Below are 20,919 nucleotides of genomic sequence, written 5' to 3'. Positions count from 1 at the left end.
CATCATGGCCGTTCTGCCTTTTCAACCTACGCCGTTCTTTGCGAATAAGAACCGGGCTTTCTGGGTACTGCAACTTGCAGGCTGGGGCGGTGCGTTCTTGCTCAGGGCCATGGCGGCGATTGCAAACCAGCAGCCTCCATCGCTCCTGCTGCAATTGTTGATCAGCGCGATCACTGGCTTTTCGATCACACTGGTTTTGTCGGTAATATTCCGCGAACTTATCAACCGCAAACCGCTGGTGACATGGGGCGTAACGGTCATTGTGCTGATGCTCTCGGTCGGGCTGTACACTTTCATCGATGCGTGGGTGCTGCAACTGATCCGCGGCGGCACCGAAACCTCTTTCACGCAGCTGGTCATCGGCCTGTTCTACCTGCCGATGACTTTACTCGGCGCATGGTCGGCACTGTATTATGCGATCAATTTTTTCCTGCAGGTGGAACAACAGGCGGATCAGTTGGAGCGGCTTGAGGCGCAGGCGACCAGCGCGCAATTGGCGATGCTGCGCTATCAACTGAACCCACATTTCCTGTTCAACACGCTCAATTCGATCAGCACGCTGGTTCTGCTCAAGCAAACCGAGCCAGCCAATGCGATGCTCATCCGGCTGTCATCCTTCCTGCGCCATACGCTGATGATCGAGGCGAGCGGCAAGGTGACCCTCGCGCAAGAGGTCGAAACGTTGAATCTTTATCTCGGCATCGAACGGATGCGGTTTGAGGAGCGTTTGCGCACCGAATTTGCAATCGATCCTGACGCAGCGAAGGCCTGCCTGCCCGCCATGCTGCTGCAACCGCTAGTCGAGAACGCAATCAAATATGCGGTCTCCCCGCAAGAAGAAGGCGCGAAAATCAGCATTGCCGCACAACTCGTCGGACAGCGGCTACGCATCACCGTTTCCGATACCGGCCCGGGCTTGCAGGCCAGTGAAGGCAGGCGCAGATTGCCTGACGCCCTGACAGGAGACAGACAGGCCGTGTCGACCGGAGTTGGATTGCCGAATATTCGTGACCGCTTGGCGCAAGCCTATGGCGAAGAGCACGCTTTCGAAATCCGTACTCCGCCGACGGGCGGATTTACTGTCATCATTGAATTACCACATGAGGAAGCGAACGAGGATGGGGAAGAACCTACTCCTGTCGCGCTGGCTAACTCAAACAAGAAACTAATTGCAGCTGATCAGGAAGCCCCCTCACCTGCTGCAACCCCGGCTGCTGTGTCCGCAACGACGCAGCGCCAGATTGGAACACAAACATGACCATCCGTGCAATCATCGTCGATGATGAAAAACTCGCCATCCAAGGGCTGCAAGTACGGCTCGAAGCCTTCGACGATGTCGAAATAATCGACACCTGCGCCAATGGCCGTGAAGCGATTCGTAAGATCAAAACCAAAAAGCCCGATCTGGTGTTTCTCGACATCCAGATGCCGGGGTTTGATGGTTTCAGCGTTGTCAAAGGCGTGATGGAGATCGAACCGCCGCTGATCGTGTTCGTCACAGCCTATCAGGAGCACGCAATCCGTGCGTTTGAGGCGAACGCGGTCAATTATCTTATGAAGCCGGTGGATGAAGATAAGCTCGCCGATACTATCGAACGAGTCCGGGTGCGGTTGGCCGAAAAGAAATCAACCGAAGATGCCGAGAAACTACTCAATGTCCTCGCCGAAGTGGCTCCCGATGCCGCCGAGGAATTCGCGGACGAGGATGGCGAAAGCACCGAGCGCTTCGAAAAGCTGATCAATGTGAAGGATCGCGGCCAGATTTTTCGCGTCGAAGTCGGCTCGATCGAACATATCGAGGCAGCTGGCGATTATATGTGCATCTACACCGGCGATAATTCATTGATATTGCGTGAGACAATGAAGGATCTCGAACGAAGGCTCGACCCGCGCAAGTTCCAACGTGTGCACCGCTCGACGATCGTCAATCTCGATCAGGTCCGTCAGGTGAAGCCGCACACCAATGGCGAATGCTTCCTGGTGCTCGATTCGGGCGCCGAAGTGAAAGTTTCGCGCAGCTATCGCGACGTGGTGGCCCGCTTTGTCCACTGAGCCTTTCAGCCTGACCGGTTTCGATCTCGAGAAATTTATCCGCGAAACCTTTGCCGAGGATCTTGGCGCAGGACTTCCCGGCGGTGGTCATGATGTAACCTCCGAAAGCGTCATTCCAGCCGATGCGCGTTTCGCAGGTGTGATGGACAGCCGCGATCCGATCACCGTTGCCGGCCTTCCCATCGCAGAAGCATTCTTCCGCGCGCTCGAGGCCGACATGGAGATTGAGATACTTGTCGAGGAAGGGCAGCAGGTTCCTGCAGGCTCCGACCTGATGTGTCTGTCTGGTAATGCGCGAGCCTTGCTGACTGCGGAGCGATCAGCGCTCAACACAGTCCAACACTTATCGGGCATTGCGACGATGGTTCGCGAATATGTCGACACTATGGACAATCCGGATTGCACATTGCTCGATACCCGCAAAACCATTCCCGGCTTGCGGCATCTCGAGAAATACGCGGTCCGCATGGGCGGCGCGAGCAATCACAGGATGGGTCTGTGGGATGCCGCGATGATTAAGGACAATCATGTGCTGGTCGCTGGCAATGTCGGTGAGGCGGTCCGCCGTGCACGCGATGCCGGCGTCGAAACAATCATCTGCGAAGTCGACCGATTGGACCAGATCGAACCAGCATTGGAAGCAGGCGCAACCCGTCTGTTGCTCGACAATATGGAACCCGACACCTTGCGCGAAGCCGTAGCAATAGTTGCGGGCAGAGTGCCGACAGAAGCGAGCGGCGGGATCAATCTACAGACCATAAAAGCCAAGGCGGCAACCGGCGTGGACTATGTATCCGTTGGCCGCTTGACTCAAAGCGCGGCTGCCGCTGACATTGGACTAGACTTTACTCCCCTGTGAGGTTGCTGGGAGGCCTTATCGCGGTGGCCGGACTGCTTGGCGCAAGTAGCGCGGCGCATGCCCAAGCCTATCAGTGCCGGATGCCTAACGCGATCTCGGTTCCCAAGGTTACACCGCAGTCCAAACCGCGCCGCTTGCCCGTGACCAGCTATACCTTCGCTCTCAGTTGGTCGCCCGAGTTCTGCAAAGGGCGCGAGATGCAGGCGCGGCATCGGACACAATGCTCTCGCCGGAATGGGCGATTTGGGTTTGTAGCCCACGGCTTGTGGCCGGAAAGCCGGGGCTCTTGGCCACAATGGTGCTCAGCGGCGCGCACCGTTCCGCCCGCTGAAGCGCGTCGCAACATGTGTATGATGCCCTCCGCCCGTCTGATCGCCAGCCAATGGGCCAAACATGGCAGCTGCATGACGCGCAAGCCGGAGACCTATTTCAAAGTCACCCGCATTTTGTGGAAATCGCTCAGCTTTCCGGGAATGGATGCGCTTTCCCGTGATGAGGAGCTAACCGCAGGCAAGCTACGCGATGCGTTTGTTAAGGCCAATCCAGCATGGCCGCGTTCAGCGGTTGGCATCGACTTGAACCGGCGCGGATGGCTTGAGGAATTACGCCTCTGCTACGGTAAGAACTTCATGCCGAAGGCTTGTGACAGAAGGCGCTTCGGGCCAGGCGATTCAACCAAAGTGAAGATCTGGCGCGGGCTTTAGCGCTTGGAACGGAAGAAAGCGCGCAGCATCTCGGCAGCCTCCGCCTGACCCATCCCCGAATAGACCTCTGGCTTGTGCAGACATTGCGGCTGCTCAAATACTTTGGCGCCATGCTCCACAGCACCGCCTTTGGGATCGGAAGCGGCGTAGTAAAGCTTAGCAATTCGCGCATGGGAAATCGCACCTGCGCACATAGTGCAAGGTTCCAAAGTCACCCAAAGCTCACAGCCCTCCAGCCGTTCCTGCCCTAGCGCCTTCGCAGCACCGCGAATCGCCATGATTTCTGCATGTGCGGTCGGATCATGATCGGTTCGCGGGGTATTGTGGCCGGTCGCTACCACTTCCCCGGCTCGGACAATAACAGCACCGATTGGCACCTCGCCTGCTGTTCCCGCCTCTTGCGCCAGCGCCAGAGCTTTGCGCATGGGGTCGGGAAGGGGCCAGCGAGTCATGCCGAAGGCGCTAGCCAAGCCGCACGCACCCTGCAATACGCACCTCACGATATTAAGGCGTAGCGGCGACGATTTGCTTGACGATTCGGCAATGGGGAGCTATCCGCGCGCCTTTCCGGGATAATCCCACAGATTTAACTGGCCTTCGGCATGTGCTGGCGGCCCCGAATTCGAACGAGAGACAGCATGTCGCGCATTTGCGAACTGACCGGCAAGGGCCGCCTGACCGGCAACAATGTAAGCCACGCCAATAACAAGACCAAGCGTGTCTTCCTGCCCAACCTGCAGCACGTCACCCTGCTGAGCGAAAAGCTCGACCGAGGTTTCAAATTTCGCGTCTCCGCACACGGCCTGCGTTCGGTTGAACATAATGGCGGTCTCGACAATTGGCTGCTGAAGACCAAGGACGAGAAGCTTTCCAAGAACGCGCAGAAAGTGAAGCGCGAATTGAAGAAAGCGACCAAGGAAACTGACAAGGCTGCTTGATTGCGTCTGGCCCTGCGAAGGGCGGTTGGTCAGAACCTGGTTTGAAAGGGCGTGCGGTTATTTCCGCGCGCTTTTTCTATTGCGCGCTTGGCTCTTCCGGATTCCATTTCAGTTTGAGTAGCATCGTGCGTTGGAATGACGTGCCATTATCGTCGGAAATCAGCCATATATCGAGAGCGCCATCATCGCGCGGTACCACCGCAACGCCCTCGTAATTATCTTCGAGTTTCGCATCACTTATCGTCGCGATCTCCGCTCCGCGCCAAACTCCGCCAGCTTCGATCTCTGCCGGATCGGCGACGACAAGCTTCGCATTAAAGGTGGGCGGCACGCCAAATACAAAGTCGCGGACCAGTACCAAAACACGGCCATCGGGCAGCTCGGTCGCATCAACCGGGCGGTAACCCGCAGGCGCTTCAAAGCGGAATTTACTTGGGTTCGGATTTTCGATCGGGTCGCCATTAAACAGCAGTGCGGAAAAGTCGTCATCCCAATAGCCTTCGCTGCCCTCCGCGATGACAATGAAGCGCCCGTCGGACAAGCGCGCCATCGCTTCCGGCCCAGAGTTTGAAGGCCACGCGCGCAGTTCGTCAGGCCGCACGCTCTCCGCACCGGTCAGATCACTTTCGAGGCGCTCAATCGTGTTGGTACCTTCATATCCTACCCAAATGCGGCCCGTTTCAGGATCGTGGGTTAGCGATTCGATGTCGATCAGCTTTTTTTTGAGTGCCGTCCGGCCTGCAAAACGCTCGATCACCACGTCACCGTCACAGCCGGGCATCGGGAAGCGCAGCAATCTTCCGGTGTCGCTGGCTGAGAGGAACTGACATCCCGGCAAAGCAAGCAGCGCCGAATAACTGCCGAACTGGCTATTTGGGCTATGCAGATGCCACGCACCGGTGAGCTCTACTTCGCCCAGATCAAAACCCCCTGGCGCGAGCGCGGTCAAACTCATGCTCTGCGAATCATCCGAATCTGCAGGTGGCGAACGCAACCAAGTGCCAGGCGCAATCAATGCAGCCAGCAGCACAATCGCGATCAATCGCAAAAAGCTTCGCCGCCTGCTTTTCATGCCAAACTGATCAGTTCATTGGGCCGACAAACAGCAACGGATCAAGCCGCGAATTGCGCCATTTCAAACCCCAATGGAGATGTGGGCCAGTGGCACTTCCAGTTGAACCGATATTGCCGATATACTGGCCCTGCTTGACCACATCGCCTTCGCTAACAGCGATCTTCGAATTGTGCAAAAATGCGCTGTTGAGCCCGTTCCCGTGGTCAATAATCAGCAGATACCCCTCAAGCGAGAACGGTTTCTTCGTCGCCAGGGTGACGACACCATCAGCTGGTGCAACATAGGGCACACCATTCCCGGGCGCGATATCGATGCCTGAATGATAGCTGCCCGGGACACCGGCATAGATACGCTGGCTGCCGAAACGCCCCGAAATGCGCCCCTTCACTGGCCAAATGAAATCCTGCCGCCATCCCTCGCTATCGGCATTCACTTTACGAGCGGCGTTGATCTGCGCCAGCTCGGGGCGGCGGCGGACCATAAAGGCCTCGCTCGCCTTACCGCGCGGGCGAGCAAGATTGATTCGTTCGATATTCCATTTGCGCGGGCTGATGGTCAGCGGGCTTTCTATCGTGCGGCCATCCTTCAGTCGCGCGACCAAAGTCGCCGATGGTCCCGCATCACGATCAAACGCAGCGAAGAAAAAGCCATCGTCATCCAATACCAGTGCCTGCCCGCCCAATGTCGCCGAAACCGCGCCGCCGGGCGCCTGCCCGCGAATCCATCCGCCTTGAGTTAACTGCCCGTCATAAAGAAACGTCGTCGGGCCGACTGGCTCCGGGGGCGGTACGAAAGCCGGTTCCGGGGCGGGCGCAGCCCTTGCCGCTTCCGTGGCGATTGGCTGGACCAGTTCGGCCTGTCCAACCTCTGCCGGAGGAGGGTTATCGATTGCCGCGCCGCTGCACCCGGCCAGCGCAAACAATGAGGCACCAAGACCGATGCGCATTATTCCGCTCACGAATTGTCTATCATCTGCCGCGTTGCGATCTCCGCGCTGGCATAGGGTTCCTGCAAATCCACGCTCCAATAGCGCAGCTCGTCGAGCGGAATCTGCTCGCCCGAAACTGCACACAGGACATATTGCCCCGATTTGATCACGCGGAAACCATTGGGACCGTAAGCCAGTTTCGCGGCGTTGTTTCCTGAAGACATCAACATAGCTTTGTCCTTAGCAAGCACGGCCTAACCGAACAAATCATCTTGTCGGTCCTGTGCCGCATCGGTGCGAGGCTTACGTGTCTTTGGCTTAGCCGGAGCTGAAGGCGCTGTTCCGGTGGCGACATCCAGCACACCATCGGCGAATTTCACGCCAAGCTGCGCGTGTTTCTCAGCCGCGGCTTTGGTCCGCACCAGATTGCCCTCCACATCTTTCACCAGCACGAACCCGCGCCGAAGTGGCGCCTCAGGATTGAGCGATTGGAATAGTCGTTCCAGCGCTGTGAAGCGTTCGCTGTCGCGCGCCACCCGATTTTCGACGAGCGCGTGGGTTAGCCTGTTCGCCGACAGCTTCTGCCCCGCGTCTCGTAGATTGCGGGTCATAGTCGCAGTGGAAAGCCGAAGAATGCCCAATTTTTCACGGCCTTTTGCCGTCCGGTCTTTGAGCCCACGCCGTAGCCTCTCGGAAATGTCGTCAAGCCGCTGCACTTGTGGTTGTAGCAATGCTTCAGGGCGCGGCAGGCGCTTGATCCGCGCATCCAAACGTTCGCGTCCCAAAGTGACAGGGCGAGCGATTGCCCGCTTCTTCCGGTGGGCAAGGTCTTCGATAGTTGCGGCCAGTTCCGCACGGACGGGCACTGCCATTTCGGCAGCAGCCGTCGGCGTGGGGGCGCGGCGATCAGCAGCAAAGTCAGCCAGCGTTGTATCGGTTTCATGCCCAACAGCCGAGATCACCGGTATCGGGCAGTCGGCGATCGCGCGCACGACCACTTCTTCATTGAAGCCCCACAAATCTTCGATCGAACCGCCGCCGCGTGCGACAATGAGCAGATCGGGCTTGGGAACACTTTCCGGCAGGTCCGAGAAACCGCGAATAGCGTCCGCGACCTGTTCGGCAGAGCCTTGCCCCTGCACGAGCACAGGCCAGACCAGCACTTGACTGGGAAAGCGATCAGCCAAGCGGTGGAGAATATCGCGGATCACTGCACCGGTTGGCGACGTCACGACAGCAATGGTGCGCGGCAGGAAAGGCAAAGCCGTCTTCCGCTCGGGCGCGAACAGGCCTTCTTTTTCCAGCCGCAGGCGCGTCTTCTCCAGCAGCGCCAGAAGCGCGCCCTCGCCAGCGATCTCCATGCTATCCATTACGATCTGGTATTTTGACCGCCCCGCATAGGTCGTCAGCTTACCCGTTGCGACGACTTCGATGCCGTCCTCTGGCAGGAAGCCCAACCGCCCGGCATTGCCGCGCCACATCACACCATCGATCACCGCCTTTTCATCTTTGAGGCTGCAATAAAGGTGGCCCGACGCCGCACGCTTCACACCTGACAACTCGCCGCGCAGACGCACATGGCCAAACCGGTCTTCCACCGTCCGCTTCAGGATCGTCGATATTTCGGTGATCGACAGCGGCGCGGCGTTGTCGCCCTCGCCGCTGCGCGCTACCAAACCGTTCTCCACACTGTCTTGGGATGAAGAACTGGGCATGAATATCCTTTTGTTAGGCTCCGGCGGACGCGAACATGCATTGGCATGGAAGCTGGCGCAATCACGCTTGCTCGCTGGCGAGGACGATACTCTCTATGCCGCACCGGGCAACCCCGGCATTGCCGATCATGCACGATGCATTTCGCTGGATGCCAGCGATCACCAGGCGGTTATTGCGTTCTGCGCCGATCACAATATCGGGCTGGTTGTAGTGGGGCCAGAAGCACCTTTGGTCGATGGCCTGGGTGATAGTCTACGCGCAGTCGGAATTCCCGTCTTCGGACCTTCCAAAGCCGCCGCGCAATTGGAAGGCAGCAAAGGCTTCACCAAAGATCTGTGCGAGCGCGCGAATATTCCAACCGCAGGTTATGAACGGACAATGTCGCTCGGCGATGCAACTGCTGCGCTTGGCAAATTCGAAGCACCTTATGTGCTCAAAGCGGACGGCCTCGCCGCAGGCAAAGGTGTAGTGATCGCCGAGACCCGCGCGCTCGCCACAGAAGCACTGACCGATATGTTCAGCGGGAAATTCGGGGATGCTGGCGCGGAAGTCGTACTCGAAGAATTCATGCAGGGGGAGGAAGCGAGCTTCTTTGCACTGACCGACGGCGAAACAATCATCCCCTTCGGCAGCGCGCAGGATCACAAGCGCGTTGGCGAGGGTGACACTGGCCCCAACACTGGCGGGATGGGCGCCTACAGCCCAGCGCCAGTGCTTACCCCGGAATTAGAAGAGCAAGTGATGGAGCGGATCATCGGCCCGACAGTCGACACGCTGCGTGCAGAGGGAACGCCATATTCCGGCGTGTTGTTCGCCGGGCTGATGCTGACCGATGAAGGACCCAAACTGATCGAGTATAATTGCCGGTTTGGTGACCCTGAATGTCAGGTGCTGATGAGCCGTTTGCAAAGCGACCTCGGTGAAATAATGTTGACCTGCGCGATGGGCACGCTTGAGAAGCAGGGGCCAGCCGAGTTCGACAATGCCACCGCGCTCACAGTGGTGATGGCGGCTAATGGCTATCCTTCAACGCCAGAAAAAGGTGGGGCAATCGACCTCGGCAACGCCGAAGCGCACGGCACCAAAATCTTCCACGCGGGAACCAAAGTCTCAAATAGTGGTCAGCTCGTCGCGAATGGTGGACGTGTGCTGAATGTCACGCATTCGGGCCCCAATGTGACCGCGGCGCAGGCAGGAGCATATGCTGCGGTCGATGCGATCAGCTTTCCGAGCGGATTTTGCCGCCGCGACATTGGTTGGCGTGAGGTTGAGCGTGAAGCCAATAGCTAGAACTCAGTTATGGAATTAACGGGCTTGGACCACACCGCGTTTCTGCGCGACTATTGGCAAAAGAAACCGCTGCTGATCCGCAATCCATGGTCGGCCTGGCAAAACCCGATGACACCCGAAGAACTCGCAGGTTTGGCCTGCGAAGACACGATTGAATCGCGCCTGATTATTGGTGGAGAGCATGTTCCAAGGGTTGAACACGGACCAATAGTTTCCGACCGCTACGATACGCTCGAAAAGCGGAACTGGACATTGTTGGTGCAGGCTGTCGATCACCATGTGCCCGAAGTCGCCGCACTGATTGAGCCTTTCCGCTTTGTTCCCGATTGGCGGATTGACGATGTGATGGTGAGCTTTGCTGCCGATGGCGGCGGCGTGGGCGCGCATTTCGACCAGTATGACGTATTCTTGATCCAAGGCGCGGGTAAACGGCGATGGCAAGTTGGCGGAATGTGCGGTGGAGCTAGTAAATTGCTGCCACATGGTGACCTGCGTTTGCTCGCCGACTTCACGCCGACCCAAGAATGGGTGCTGGAGCCTGGCGATATGCTCTACGTTCCGCCAGGTATTGCGCATAATGGTATCGCCGAGGGCGAGGATTGCATGACATATTCCGTCGGCTTCCGTGCACCATCTCGCGGCGATCTGATCGGCGGATGGATGGATGATCTCCTCGGGGAAATGGTGGAGGATGATCGCTACAGCGACCAGGATCTGGTGCCGCAGGGCAACCCCGGTGAGATAGCGCCAGAAGCAATCGAACAGCTCCATGCGATGGTCACCGAGCGACTAAGCGACAGAAGCGCATTCGCAAACTGGTTCGGCAGATATAGCAGCACCGCCAAATATCCGGAGGTCGATTGGCAGCTTGAAACACCAATCACAGAGACAGAGTTTGCCGCCGAATTTGTCGCTGGCATCACGCTTTTGCGCAATCCCGCAAGCCGTTTTGCTTTTATTGAGCAAGACAGTGGCAAAGTGCAGCTATTCGTCCAAGGCGAATTCTATACCTGCGATGGCGAAGTGGCTGAGTTTGCACGATTGCTGTGTAGCGCCTCTACCATCAGTCCGACGTTCAACATGATCGCTAGCGCTGCGGTTTCGGAGCTAACCTTGCAACTCATCAAAGCCGGAAGTTTGGCAATCGAGGCCTAGCCTGCACGCCATTCACCAGGGGGAATCCCGTCAAGACTCCAATCGCCAATCGACCATCTAACCAGCCGCAAAGTCGGATGGCCAACCGCCGCGGTCATCCGCCGGACCTGGCGATTCTTGCCTTCGCGTATCGTCAGTTTGATCCAGCAATCGGGCAGCGTTTTTCGGTACCTCACAGGCGGATCGCGCGGCCACAAATCGGGTTCTTCAATCCGCTCCACCTCGGCGGGGAGAGTCATACCATCCTTCAACTTTACCCCTTGTCGTAGCTTCTCGAGACCGGCCTCGTCCGGTTCGCGTTCAACTTGAGCGAGGTAGGTTTTTGGCGTTTTGAACTTGGGGTCGGAAATACGCGCTTGCTGCCGCCCGTCATCGGTAAGCAGCAGCAAGCCCTCGCTGTCGCGATCAAGCCGCCCCGCCGGATAGACATTCGGGACGTCGATAAAGTCCGACAGTGTCGCACGCGGGCTCTGCCCGTCGGTAAATTGCGACAGCACCCCATGCGGTTTATTGAATAGGATCAGCAGTGGATGTTCACCTTAACCCAAACGCTCAGCAACCAGCGCCCGCAAATCGGCTTCGGGGCGCGCGCCGTAATGCGATATTATCTCTGCCGCACAAACCGCACCGCGCGTCAGGCAGTTTTTAAGGTTTTCGCCCTTCACATGGCCTGAGAGGAAGCCAGCCGCGAACAGATCGCCTGCGCCGGTAGTGTCCACCACCGCCTCTACCGGTTCAGCAGCGACTTCGCCGCGCTCGCCTCCGGCAATTGCCACGGCGCCATTGGCACCCTTGGTCGCGACCAGCACCGGCAGCTTTGGCGCGATTGCAGCTAAGCCAGCCTCGAAATCGTCCTCGCCGGTTAGTGTCGCAAGTTCGCTCTCGTTAACGAACAGAATGTCGATCAGGCCTTCATCGATTAACGCGCGGAAGTCATTGCCATGGCGGTCAATTACAAAGCTCTCCGATGCGGTGAAAGCGACTTTGCGACCAGCGCTGCGGGCCACTTCGATAGCGCGGCGCATCGCGCTGCGCGGCTCTTCGGGGTCCCAAAGATAGCCTTCGAGATAGAGCACGGCCGCGTCACGGATAGCATCTTCGCTCAAGGCGGCAGGTGGCAAGAACTGGCTTGCTCCGAGGAATGTATTCATTGTCCGCTCGCCATCAGGCGTCACAAAAATCAGGCAGCGGGCGGTTGGCGGTTCGCCTTCGCGCGCCGGCGTATCGAAATCGATGCCCGCAGCGCGAATGTCGTGGCTGAATACGTCGCCGAGCTGATCGCTAGCAACTTGTCCGATAAATGAACATTGCGCGCCGAGCGCAGCCAGACCGGCCAGCGTGTTGGCCGCCGAACCGCCTGAAATTTCTTTCGCGGGGCCCATAGCCGAATACAGATCGCGTGCGCCGTCTGCATCGATTAGCGACATTCCGCCTTTGGCAAGCTGCAGCTCTTCGATCAATGCGTCATCACAAGGGGCCATCACATCCACAATGGCATTGCCGATTGCGATCACATCATAGCGGGGTTCGGTCATACATATCCTTGGGAATTACTTGTGCGCTTGAGCGCCTTTCGTTTGCTGAAGCGCGCCTAGCCGCTTGCCGAGGGCACGCCAAGGCTTTCCGCATATTGCATGATTGACGTGCGCCCCCGCCTGTGGGCAAAGCAGCGCCGTATGACTCGCGTCCCGGCCGCCATTTCCAAAGCAATCGCGCAATTGGGCGATCCGAAGATCGTGCGCCTTCTTACAAAGACTATTTTCATCACGCTGGTAATTTTTGCGCTGCTCGGTGCTGGGATGTGGGCCGCATTGAGCCGCCTCTTGATCAATCACGAGGTCACATTTGGCGCGGAACTCGGCGCTTTGGTTGCCATCGTTCTGACTATTCTGGGCGCTTGGTTACTATTTCGGATTGTCGCGCTCGCCGTATTGCAATTCTTTGCCGATGAAGTGGTGATCGCCGTGGAGGCCAAGCATTACCCGGCAAGCCTTGGCCATGCGCGCAGCCTGTCGTGGCAAGAGGAATTGCATCACGGCGCCCGCTCTATTGGCCGCGCTATCGGCGTTAACCTGCTCGCGCTTATCCTCGCCATTCCCATGCTGGTGATTGCAATTGGGCCCCCAATCATCTTCTGGGCCGCCAATGGCTGGCTGTTGGGCCGTGAATTGCAGGATATGATCTGGCTACGCCACCGCCGCTCCATTGGCGAAGCTGCGCCTCTCAGCGGCCCGGAGCGATTTGCGATCGGCGGAGCAGTAGCAGCAATGATGGCGATACCATTCGTGAATTTCTTGGCCCCGGTGATAGGGGCTGCCAGCGCAGCGCATCTCGTGCATGGCCGTTTGGAAGAAAAGCACTCCTCCGACACACTTGGACCAATCAATGTCACGTAGACTCTCACAGACACTGTTTCTCGGCATTGTGCCCTTTTTAGGTGCCTGTGCCGCCACAGCCGTGCCGCCCCCATCACCAGGCACCAGTCCCAATGCGCCAATTGGACGAACCGCGCGCGTTCCAGTGCCTTCGACACCGCCGCGCCAAGCGCCCGGGCCCTCGACAACGCCCGGTTTTCAAGCGCCGCGGATAATGGATATTCCTGGCCTAGAGCGTGTGATCGGGTCCGATAGCGCAGCGTTGCAGCGTCAGTTCGGCCAAGCGCGGCTTGATGTACGCGAAGGCGATGCCCAGAAGTTGCAGTTTAGCGGCGAAGCCTGCGTGCTCGATATCTATCTCTATCCGCTTGCGCCAGGCGCTACGCCCACCGCGACCTATGTCGATGCACGGCGCTCCAGCGACGGCCTGGATGTAGATCGCGCCTCCTGCGTGGCAGCTCTAAAGCGCTAGAGTGCGCCAGCAGAAACTGAAGCATATAGAAGAGCAGAGATCACCTCGATATTCAGGGGGTTCCATCATGCGCGTACAATTCGGAAACTGGGCGGCGAATGGCCGAAACTGACGGCGAAGTAGGTGCGCTTGAACAAGCCATGCTCGGGCGGCTTGCGAATGACCTGAACTTGGTCCTGCAATTCAGACCATGAAGGACTCGCCGCAGCCGCAGGCGCCTTTGGCGTTCGGATTCTCGAAAGTGAAGCCAGCGGTGAAGTCGTCCTCGACCCAATCCATGATGGAACCGATCAGATAGAGCACGCTGGCCCCATCAATGTAGAAGGTCCCGCCGGGGGTCTCGATTTTCTCATCGAACTTCACTTCCTCGGTCACATAATCAACCGAGTACGCTAGGCCGGAACAACCGCGGCGCGGAGTCGATAGTTTCACCCCAATCGCATCATCAGGTGCTTGAGACATCAGATGCGCAATCCGCGCTTCTGCGCCCTTGGTCAGCGTGACAGCGGCAGGGATTTGCCGGATTTTTGTATCGCTCATGATGCCAATGCCTTTTGCCAGAACAACGCGTGCCCCTTACTCGGATCAAGCTCGTAATCACCGTAGCCCAGCGCAGCATAGAGGCCTTTGGCGGTTTCGTTCCCACTGAGCACTTCAAGCGTCACCTTGCATGCGTGCTTCTCTACAGCGACCATTTCAATTTTCTTGAACAAGCGCTTGCCAATACCTTGGCCGCGCATCCGTGCGTCGACAACCACGTCATGGATATTCACCAGCGGTTTTGCAGCAAAGGTCGAAAAGCTGGTGAAGCAATTGGCCAGCCCAGCGGGCGCCTCACCGTGGAAAGCCAAGACCGAAAAGGCGCCTGGGGTTTGCACAAGACCAGACACCAGGTTTTTTCGTGTGTAATCACTCAGCGGGGCGCCTCCGCCCATTGGATCTCGCGCGTAAACATCCAGCATCGAAATGATTGCATCTGCATGCACCGGGTTGCTGTAATCGGCCAAAAAAACCGTGATATCGGCCATCACAGCATTCCCAATTCTAGGCGCGCTTCATCGCTCATTTTGCCGGGATCCCATGGTGGGTCCCACACCAGAACCACTTCCGCATCGCGCACACCGGGCACGGACGCAGCGCGAAGTTCAACCTCGGCCGGCATGGATTCTGCCACCGGGCAATTTGGCGTGGTCAATGTCATGCTGACAGTAACATCCGAATCGGAGTCGACCTCGACACCGTAGATCAGGCCAAGATCGTAAATATTGACCGGGATTTCCGGGTCGTAGATTTCTTGCAGCGCAGCAATAACTGCGTCGTGGAGCTCACCACCCGGATCACCGGGTGCGACTTTTTCAGGTTTCTTCTGAAGAAAGCCTTCAAGATAATCGCGCTTACGTTCCAGCTTTTCGCCCATGGTTTCAGAAGCAGAATCTTCCGCCGCATCTTCAACGCGCGCGCGCGCTGGTGCCGCGACTTCGGTCACTTCTTCAGTTGTTATCTTTCGCTCTTCGTTCATTGGCCGAAGATCCTCTTAGTTCTTTCAATACCGCGCAGCAGTGCATCGATATCGCTTTCATCGCTGTATAGCCCGAAGCTGGCCCGTGCCGTCGCGGGAACGCCCAGATGTGTCATCAGCGGCTGCGCGCAGTGATGTCCGGCACGGATCGCAACGTTCTCTTCGTCCAATATGGTGCCGAGATCGTGCGGATGAACCCCTTCCATCTCGAACGAGACAATTCCAGCCGACTTCTCGGGGCCGAACAGGCGGATCGAATTGATTGTTCGAAGTTCGTTGCGAAGTGTTGTTGCGAGCCCGCTTTCATGCGCAAAAAGGCTCTCCAAATTGAGCGCATCAACATAATCAATCGCCGCATGCATCGCGACTGCTTCGGTAATCATCGGCGTGCCAGCCTCGAATCGCTGTGGCGGCGGCGCATACGTTGTCTTTTCGAAAGTAACGCTGTCGATCATCGCGCCTCCCCCTTGATAGGGTGGCATCGTATCGAGCAGCTCTTCGCGCGCCCACAGCACGCCGATACCGGTCGGGCCGTACAGCTTGTGCGCCGACAACACGTAGAAATCGCAATCGAGCTCTTGCATATTAAGCCGCATCCGCGGGGCGGCCTGGCAGCCATCGAGAAGCAGCTTTGCGCCGACATTATGCGCCAGTTTTGCAGCCCGCTTCACACCGAGAATTGACCCAAGCACATTGGAAACATGCGCAAGCGCGACAATCTTGTGCTGCGGTGTGAGCATTTGCTCCAGTGCGCCCAGATCGATCAGATGGTCCTCGGTCAGCGGGCACACATCGATTTCTGCTCCGGTCTGCTGCGCAATCATCTGCCAAGGAACGATATTCGAATGATGCTCCAGCTGGCTGAGCATAATCCGGTCGCCGGCTTTGAGGTTCAATCCACCCCAGCTTTGCGCAACGAGATTGATGCCTTCGGTCGCTCCGCGCACAAACACGATTTCGTTCTCGGACCGAGCACCGATGAATTCGGCGACACGGCGGCGGGCGGCCTCATAGGCCTGTGTCATTTCTGCCGAGCGCGAATAGACGCCGCGATGCACTGTCGCATAATCGCGGCCAAGCGCATTCGACATCGCATCGATCACTGCCTGCGGCTTCTGCGCCGTCGCGGCGGTATCGAGATAGTGCCACGGTTGTCCCTCAGCCGCCACAAGGCCGGGAAAGTCCGCTTTGCGAGTGAGGAGGGATGCAGGTGCGTTCACACTGCCTCCACATTCAGATTGGCAAGCGTATCTTCGAGCATCCGCTCCCGCTCCGCATCGTCCGCAATCGCTTCGAATGCGTCGCCAATAAAAGCCTGAATCAGCAGTTTGCGCGCAATTTCCGGCGGAATGCCGCGCGCGGCCATATAATAACTGGCCTGCTCATCCAACTGACCAATCGCCGCGCCATGCGCGCAGAGCACATCGTCGGCGAAGATTTCCAGCTCCGGTTTTGTGTTTGCTGATGCGCCCTTCTCCAGCAGGATCGCGCGGAAGTTCTGCGCGGCATCGGTCTTTTGCGCATCGCGGGCAACTTCGATCCGGCCCAGGAAATTACCCGTCGATTGGCCCCATTGAACCGCGCGAACGACTTGGTTCGATGTAGCATTCGGGTGAGCATGAATCGTCCGCGTGACAAATTCCTGCACTTTGTCTTCTCCGCCCAGCGTCACACCGCCAAATTCGAAATGCGCACCCTCTTCCAGCGTGACTTCGATCTCAACGCGGGCATACTTTCCGCCGGCAATGGTCTTGAACGCCTCGAAACGGCCGCCTTTGCCGACATGAACACGCAGACGATCCACCATACCATCGACCTCTTCGCCTGAAGCGTGCCCAGAAGCATGAAACGTATGTTCGCTCCGCGTTTCGCCAGCAGGCACTTCAAGCGTACGCCAGTGATTGACTACGTCCGGACTGGCCGCAGCGAGATATTCGCCATCGGAATAGCGCCAATCCTCATCGCGAGTGGTTGGAAGGGTTGCGATGCCTGTCATCAGGCGACCCCAGCACTCTCGAGCGCACCCTCATAGCCTTCGCTCTCAAGCTGAAGCGCCAATTCCGGCCCGCCGCTGGTAACGATCCGGCCTTTGGCCAGAACGTGGACTTTGTCCGGCTTCACATAGTCAAGCAAGCGTTGGTAGTGAGTGATCAGCAGCACACCCTTCGCAGGGTCGCGCATGATCGCATTGATCCCGTCACCGACCACGCGCAGCGCATCGATGTCCAAACCACTATCGGTCTCGTCCAACACGGCAAATTTGGGGTCAAGAATACCCATCTGGACCATCTCAGATCGCTTCTTTTCGCCACCCGAGAAGCCGACATTTACCTGCCGTTTGAGCATTTCCATATCGAGTTTGAGCAGCGCGGCTTTCTCGCGCGCCAGCTTCAGGAATTCACCGCCGGACAGTGCTTCTTCGCCGCGCGAGGCGCGCTGCGCATTGAGCGCCTCGCGCAGAAACTGCACGTTCGACACACCGGGAATCTCTACCGGGTATTGGAAGCCGAGGAACAGGCCGGTCGCGGCGCGCTCATGCGGTTCCAGATCAAGCAAATCTTGCCCCATAAATTCGACCGAACCCTCGGTCACTTCATATCCCGGACGCCCGCCCAGGACATAGGACAGGGTCGATTTGCCCGCACCATTGGGACCCATGATCGCATGGATTTCGCCCGCATTCACTTCGAGCGACAGTCCTTTGAGGATCTGTGTATCGCCGACATTGGCGTGGAGATTGGTAATTTTCAACATTGCTTGGTCAGTCTCTTAAATTATCGGGTAGAGCCGCGCCGATTAAACTCGCGGTCTTCAAAATTGGTTTGCTCGGGCTTTGCCCTGCGCGGCTTATCGAAAGGCTTCATCAGCTCTTCGTGGATCGCGTCTTTGATCGGCTCCAGATCACCCATGACTTGTTCCTTGGTGAAGCGCATCACGCGCACACCGACATCGGTCAGCTTGCGATCGGACAATTCTTCGATCTTCGCATCAGCGTCGGTATCGCCGCTGATTTCAACCACTAGCCAACGTGTCTTGCAGGCAAAATCAACAACCGAGGAGCCCATCACAACTTCACGGTTGAACGAAAAATTGCCGACGCCTTTATCCTTCAGCAAATCCCACAGCCGCTTATGCGCCTCGGACGGATGCCTCCGGTTGAAGCGTGCACGCTCATGCAGCTTGTCCTTGCGGGCTTCGGATATGTTCCAGCCAGCGGTCTTGTCCGCATTCGCCGTCTCGCCCGAGCCGAGGGAAAGGGTCTTACGGTCGGTCATGGCGTGGTGGTATCCGCAGCTGTGCCTGCCATATCCACATCCGTCGCAGGTGATTGCCCCACTTGCGGTGCGTATGGGTCACGATCAAGGCCGCGATCCATATAACCATCCATCACACGGCCGCGATCGATATGAGTCATTTTAATGCTGTCAAACAAATCACCAAGCTGCTCCATAGTCATGGCATATTTAGGACGCGATGTGAGCCTTTCGAAGGCGTCTTCCTTCAGCTTCTTTTCCTGTTTCACGCACAACGGTACAGCTTTACGGTGCTCAACTTCAAAGGATACGGTTTCGCCAATCACTACTTCGCGCGAGCGGAGGCAATTTGTGTATTGAGCGACCATAGGAGAAATGTAGATCGGATATTCGATAACGAAAACTCGCGCCGCGAACGGTTGCCTTGGTTCCGGCGCGGCTTCTACGCTGACAGGTTGAGCAGCCGCGGGTGTCGCCTGCTGCGCGAGCAAGACAGATGCGAATGCTAAGGTTAGCATTGGCCGTTCTCGAAATCGCAAAAGTGTTGCTCAGACTGTAGCCGATTTATCATCCTACACTTCCCTCCAAGCTGATGCCGAGGAGTTTCTGCGCTTCGACAGCGAACTCCATCGGCAATTGCTTCAAAACTTCTTTTGCAAATCCGTTGACGATCAGGGCGACCGCCTCCTCTTCGCCCAGTCCCCGCTGCATCGCATAGAATAGCTGGTCATCACTGATCTTGCTGGTCGTTGCCTCGTGTTCGATCTGCGCAGTCGGGTTTTTCACCTCGATATAGGGCACAGTGTGCGCGCCGCAGGTGTCGCCTAACAGCAGCGAGTCGCATTGCGTAAAGTTGCGTACATTGTCCGCATTCGCGCCAACACGCACCAATCCTCGATAGGTGTTATCAGATTTTCCGGCGCTGATGCCTTTGGAAATAATCGTTGACCGGCTGCCCTTGCCGTTATGGATCATCTTCGTACCAGTGTCGGCCTGCTGATAATTGTTGGTCACCGCTACCGAGTAGAACTCGCCCACGCTATTTTCGCCGTTGAGCACGCAGGACGGATATTTCCATGTCACCGCGCTGCCCGTCTCAACCTGGGTCCAGCTTATTTTCGACCGCGCTCCCTGGCACAGGCCGCGCTTGGTCACGAAATTGTAGATCCCGCCTTTGCCTTCTGCATCACCGGGATACCAGTTCTGGACAGTCGAATATTTGATCTCGGCATCTTCCATCGCGACCAGTTCAACCACCGCGGCGTGGAGCTGGTTCTCGTCGCGCATTGGCGCAGTGCAGCCTTCGAGATAGGACACGTAGCTGCCCTTCTCCGCCACAATCAGCGTACGTTCGAACTGGCCGGTATTTTCGGCATTGATCCGGAAATACGTACTGAGTTCCATCGGGCAACGCACGCCCTCTGGAATGTAAACAAAGGTTCCATCGGAGAAGACTGCGCAATTGAGTGTGGCGAAGTAATTGTCATGCTGCGGCACAACTTTGCCGAGCCACTTTTTGACCATGTCCGGATATTCTTTGATCGCTTCCGAAATGCTGCGGAAGATCACACCGGCCTTTTCAAGCTCATCGCGGAAGGTGGTGGCCACCGAGACGCTGTCAAACACTGCGTCCACCGCGACTTTGCGCGCCCCTTCGACACCTGCGAGCACTTCCTGCTCTGCAATCGGGATGCCCAGCTTGTCATAGACTCGCTTGATTTCGGGATCGAGCTCATCAAGCGACCCCAGAGTCGGCTTCTTGGTCGGTTCAGCGTAATAATAGGCGTCTTGGTAATCGATTTTCGGATAACCGAGTTTCGCCCAATCGGGCTCTTCCATGGTCTGCCACAGACGAAACGCCTTGAGCCGCCAGTCGAGCATCCATTGCGGCTCGCCTTTCTTCTCGCTGATGAAGCGAACAGTGTCTTCATTCAGACCCTTCGGCGCGAAGGTCTGCTCGATATCCGACGAGAAGCCATGCTCGTAAGTTTCCAGCTTCTTCGCTGCATCACGTGCAGCCCGATCTTGGACTTCGGCCTGGATTGCCTCTTCGGGAAGTGTTGTTTGCTCGTTCATGCCAATTCTCGCGAAATACGCTCTAAAGAAGGAATGTTTTGGGTCAGCTGCGTGAGCGGAATATCCGCCAGTGCACCGCGCAGTGCTTTGTTGACGATCGGCCAATGAGGCCGGACCGCGCAATTCTGTTCGATACCGCAATCGGGCGTGCTGCCATCCGCGCAGGCTGTCAGCGCGATAGGGCCTTCAATGGCCTCGACAATGTCGGCAACCGTAATCGCTGCCGCAGGGCGAGCCAATTGCAATCCGCCTTTCGCCCCGCGAACGGAGCGCAGCAGGCCTGCCGCTGTCAGTTTACTCACCATCTTCTGAACCGTCGGCGCCGGCAGGCCGGTTTCGGCTGCAAGCTCGCTCGCCGACACACGCCCGCCACCACAATGACGCGCGGCAGCGGTCATTGTGACAACAGCATAATCGGCAAGATTCGAAAGGCGCATAAACCCTAAACTCTAATTCGGACTAATTCGTTCCGAATTGCAGCTAGAGACGCATCGCCGCCGGTTCAA

Annotated in this window: 26 protein-coding genes; 9 read left to right on the top strand and 17 right to left on the bottom strand. The window is 57.5% G+C overall.

Annotated features, from left to right (window positions below):
• Window positions 1-4: 4 nt before the first annotated feature.
• The 4 genes from GRI35_RS02230 to GRI35_RS02215 all read left to right on the top strand — a co-directional run bounded on the left by GRI35_RS02230 (window position 5) and on the right by GRI35_RS02215 (window position 3,615).
• Window positions 5-1,258 (top strand): sensor histidine kinase, encoded by a 1,254-nt coding sequence (locus GRI35_RS02230; protein WP_160612513.1) that lies wholly within the window; start codon window positions 5-7, stop codon window positions 1,256-1,258.
• On the top strand, window positions 1,255-2,052 hold the full coding sequence (locus GRI35_RS02225) for a LytR/AlgR family response regulator transcription factor (protein WP_160612512.1): 798 nt from the start codon (window positions 1,255-1,257) through the stop codon (window positions 2,050-2,052). The genes GRI35_RS02230 and GRI35_RS02225 overlap by 4 nt, the downstream gene beginning before the upstream one ends.
• Entirely contained in the window at window positions 2,042-2,911 is an 870-nt protein-coding gene (gene nadC, locus GRI35_RS02220; RefSeq protein ID WP_160612511.1) for a carboxylating nicotinate-nucleotide diphosphorylase, read from the top strand. Before GRI35_RS02225 ends, nadC begins: the two co-directional genes overlap by 11 nt.
• A gap of 80 nt (window positions 2,912-2,991) precedes the next feature.
• On the top strand, window positions 2,992-3,615 hold the full coding sequence (locus tag GRI35_RS02215; protein WP_160614700.1) for a ribonuclease T2 family protein: 624 nt from the start codon (window positions 2,992-2,994) through the stop codon (window positions 3,613-3,615).
• On the opposite strand, the gene GRI35_RS02210 is transcribed toward GRI35_RS02215, so the two are convergent.
• Window positions 3,612-4,067, bottom strand: a complete 456-nt coding sequence (locus tag GRI35_RS02210; RefSeq protein WP_160612510.1) for a nucleoside deaminase — start codon at window positions 4,065-4,067, stop codon at window positions 3,612-3,614. The genes GRI35_RS02215 and GRI35_RS02210 overlap by 4 nt on opposite strands.
• Window positions 4,068-4,253: 186 nt before the next feature.
• On the opposite strand from GRI35_RS02210, the gene rpmB reads away from it, so the two are divergent.
• Window positions 4,254-4,553, top strand: coding sequence for a 50S ribosomal protein L28 (gene rpmB, locus GRI35_RS02205; RefSeq protein WP_160612509.1), 300 nt, complete (start codon window positions 4,254-4,256; stop codon window positions 4,551-4,553).
• Window positions 4,554-4,629: 76 nt separating this feature from the next.
• Here the strand turns inward: rpmB and GRI35_RS02200 are convergent, their stop codons facing one another.
• The 4 genes from GRI35_RS02200 to xseA form a co-directional block, all read right to left on the bottom strand.
• Window positions 4,630-5,508, bottom strand: coding sequence for an esterase-like activity of phytase family protein (locus tag GRI35_RS02200; protein ID WP_160612508.1), 879 nt, complete (start codon window positions 5,506-5,508; stop codon window positions 4,630-4,632).
• A gap of 127 nt (window positions 5,509-5,635) precedes the next feature.
• Window positions 5,636-6,574 (bottom strand): M23 family metallopeptidase, encoded by a 939-nt coding sequence (locus GRI35_RS02195; RefSeq protein ID WP_160612507.1) that lies wholly within the window; start codon window positions 6,572-6,574, stop codon window positions 5,636-5,638.
• Window positions 6,575-6,582: 8 nt separating this feature from the next.
• A complete protein-coding gene (locus tag GRI35_RS02190) occupies window positions 6,583-6,786 on the bottom strand; it encodes a DUF2093 domain-containing protein (protein ID WP_160612506.1) in 204 nt (67 codons plus the stop codon).
• A gap of 24 nt (window positions 6,787-6,810) precedes the next feature.
• Window positions 6,811-8,271: an exodeoxyribonuclease VII large subunit gene (gene xseA, locus GRI35_RS02185; protein WP_160612505.1), complete on the bottom strand. Its 1,461-nt coding sequence runs from the start codon at window positions 8,269-8,271 to the stop codon at window positions 6,811-6,813.
• Here xseA and purD point away from each other — a divergent pair.
• Window positions 8,270-9,562 (top strand): phosphoribosylamine--glycine ligase, encoded by a 1,293-nt coding sequence (gene purD, locus GRI35_RS02180; protein ID WP_160612504.1) that lies wholly within the window; start codon window positions 8,270-8,272, stop codon window positions 9,560-9,562. The genes xseA and purD overlap by 2 nt on opposite strands.
• A gap of 9 nt (window positions 9,563-9,571) precedes the next feature.
• Window positions 9,572-10,717 carry a cupin domain-containing protein gene (locus GRI35_RS02175; protein ID WP_160612503.1) on the top strand — a complete coding sequence of 382 codons (1,146 nt, stop codon included), beginning with the start codon at window positions 9,572-9,574 and terminating at the stop codon, window positions 10,715-10,717.
• On the opposite strand, the gene GRI35_RS02170 is transcribed toward GRI35_RS02175, so the two are convergent.
• Window positions 10,714-11,244, bottom strand: coding sequence for a pseudouridine synthase (locus tag GRI35_RS02170; RefSeq protein WP_160614699.1), 531 nt, complete (start codon window positions 11,242-11,244; stop codon window positions 10,714-10,716). The genes GRI35_RS02175 and GRI35_RS02170 overlap by 4 nt on opposite strands.
• Before the next feature lie 12 nt (window positions 11,245-11,256).
• A complete protein-coding gene (locus tag GRI35_RS02165; RefSeq protein ID WP_160612502.1) occupies window positions 11,257-12,252 on the bottom strand; it encodes an adenosine kinase in 996 nt (331 codons plus the stop codon).
• A gap of 99 nt (window positions 12,253-12,351) precedes the next feature.
• Between GRI35_RS02165 and GRI35_RS02160 the strand changes: the two genes are divergently transcribed.
• Both GRI35_RS02160 and GRI35_RS14015 read left to right on the top strand, forming a co-directional pair.
• A complete protein-coding gene (locus GRI35_RS02160; protein ID WP_235900101.1) occupies window positions 12,352-13,113 on the top strand; it encodes an EI24 domain-containing protein in 762 nt (253 codons plus the stop codon).
• A 193-nt stretch (window positions 13,114-13,306) separates the two neighbouring features.
• Window positions 13,307-13,564, top strand: a complete 258-nt coding sequence (locus tag GRI35_RS14015) for a hypothetical protein (protein ID WP_407985037.1) — start codon at window positions 13,307-13,309, stop codon at window positions 13,562-13,564.
• Window positions 13,565-13,747: 183 nt separating this feature from the next.
• Here GRI35_RS14015 and GRI35_RS02150 read toward each other — a convergent pair whose 3' ends face one another.
• From GRI35_RS02150 to GRI35_RS02105, 10 genes are all read right to left on the bottom strand, one after another.
• The gene (locus GRI35_RS02150) at window positions 13,748-14,104 is read right to left on the bottom strand and encodes a HesB/IscA family protein (protein ID WP_202390486.1); all 357 of its coding nucleotides are present in this window, start codon (window positions 14,102-14,104) and stop codon (window positions 13,748-13,750) included.
• The gene (locus GRI35_RS02145) at window positions 14,101-14,592 is read right to left on the bottom strand and encodes a GNAT family N-acetyltransferase (RefSeq protein WP_160612500.1); all 492 of its coding nucleotides are present in this window, start codon (window positions 14,590-14,592) and stop codon (window positions 14,101-14,103) included. Before GRI35_RS02145 ends, GRI35_RS02150 begins: the two co-directional genes overlap by 4 nt.
• Window positions 14,592-15,083, bottom strand: a complete 492-nt coding sequence (locus tag GRI35_RS02140; protein ID WP_160612499.1) for an SUF system Fe-S cluster assembly protein — start codon at window positions 15,081-15,083, stop codon at window positions 14,592-14,594. Before GRI35_RS02140 ends, GRI35_RS02145 begins: the two co-directional genes overlap by 1 nt.
• Window positions 15,080-16,303, bottom strand: coding sequence for an aminotransferase class V-fold PLP-dependent enzyme (locus tag GRI35_RS02135; RefSeq protein ID WP_160612498.1), 1,224 nt, complete (start codon window positions 16,301-16,303; stop codon window positions 15,080-15,082). The genes GRI35_RS02140 and GRI35_RS02135 overlap by 4 nt, the downstream gene beginning before the upstream one ends.
• The gene (locus GRI35_RS02130; protein ID WP_160612497.1) at window positions 16,300-17,079 is read right to left on the bottom strand and encodes a SufD family Fe-S cluster assembly protein; all 780 of its coding nucleotides are present in this window, start codon (window positions 17,077-17,079) and stop codon (window positions 16,300-16,302) included. Before GRI35_RS02130 ends, GRI35_RS02135 begins: the two co-directional genes overlap by 4 nt.
• Window positions 17,079-17,837, bottom strand: a complete 759-nt coding sequence (gene sufC, locus GRI35_RS02125) for a Fe-S cluster assembly ATPase SufC (protein ID WP_160612496.1) — start codon at window positions 17,835-17,837, stop codon at window positions 17,079-17,081. Before sufC ends, GRI35_RS02130 begins: the two co-directional genes overlap by 1 nt.
• Before the next feature lie 20 nt (window positions 17,838-17,857).
• The gene (locus tag GRI35_RS02120) at window positions 17,858-18,358 is read right to left on the bottom strand and encodes an endonuclease domain-containing protein (RefSeq protein ID WP_160612495.1); all 501 of its coding nucleotides are present in this window, start codon (window positions 18,356-18,358) and stop codon (window positions 17,858-17,860) included.
• Window positions 18,355-18,828, bottom strand: coding sequence for a hypothetical protein (locus GRI35_RS02115; protein WP_160612494.1), 474 nt, complete (start codon window positions 18,826-18,828; stop codon window positions 18,355-18,357). The genes GRI35_RS02120 and GRI35_RS02115 overlap by 4 nt, the downstream gene beginning before the upstream one ends.
• Before the next feature lie 76 nt (window positions 18,829-18,904).
• Window positions 18,905-20,413, bottom strand: coding sequence for a Fe-S cluster assembly protein SufB (gene sufB, locus GRI35_RS02110; RefSeq protein WP_160612493.1), 1,509 nt, complete (start codon window positions 20,411-20,413; stop codon window positions 18,905-18,907).
• A complete protein-coding gene (locus GRI35_RS02105; protein ID WP_160612492.1) occupies window positions 20,410-20,850 on the bottom strand; it encodes an SUF system Fe-S cluster assembly regulator in 441 nt (146 codons plus the stop codon). Before GRI35_RS02105 ends, sufB begins: the two co-directional genes overlap by 4 nt.
• Between the last annotated feature and the right edge of the window lie 69 nt (window positions 20,851-20,919).

It is taken from the genome of Pontixanthobacter aestiaquae, assembly GCF_009827455.1.
Taxonomy (GTDB): Bacteria; Pseudomonadota; Alphaproteobacteria; order Sphingomonadales; family Sphingomonadaceae; genus Pontixanthobacter; species Pontixanthobacter aestiaquae.
This window is presented reverse-complemented; position numbering and strand designations above follow the sequence as displayed.